Below are 387 nucleotides of genomic sequence, written 5' to 3'. Positions count from 1 at the left end.
GCCGGCCGCTGGCACCGGGACGCCCGCCGTTTCGTCCGCCGCCACGGCAAGGAGCTGGCCGGACGTCCGCTGTGGCTCTTCAGCAGCGGGCCGCTCGACGCCTCCGCGGCGGAGCGGGACATACCGCCCGTGCCCTGGGTGCAGAAGGCCGTGGTCCGCCTCGACGCGCGGGACCACGTCACCTTCGGTGGCTGTCTGCGCGAGGGCGCGAAGGGCTGGGTCGCCCGGATGATCCTGCGCGACGGAAAGGGCGGGGACTTCCGCGACTTCGGCCGGATCGAGGCATGGGCCGCGGGAATCGGGCGCGAGCTGAAGAGCGGCTGACGGCGCGGTCAGGGAGCGAGGGAGAAGTAGTTCTCCTCCTCCTGCGTGAAGTGCAGCCGCAGC

At 72.9% G+C, this 387-nt stretch carries 1 pseudogene; it reads left to right on the top strand.

From position 1 onward, the window contains the following. A pseudogene (locus LPA54_RS41725) lies at window positions 1-324 on the top strand (flavodoxin domain-containing protein); the annotation flags it as partial. Window positions 325-387 lie beyond the last annotated feature (63 nt).

It is taken from the genome of Streptomyces sp. DH12 (genome assembly GCF_020873895.1).
In the GTDB taxonomy this organism is placed as follows: Bacteria; Actinomycetota; Actinomycetes; order Streptomycetales; family Streptomycetaceae; genus Streptomyces.
The sequence above is the reverse complement of the archived record's forward strand: the minus strand, read 5'-3'. Positions and strand labels throughout refer to the sequence as shown.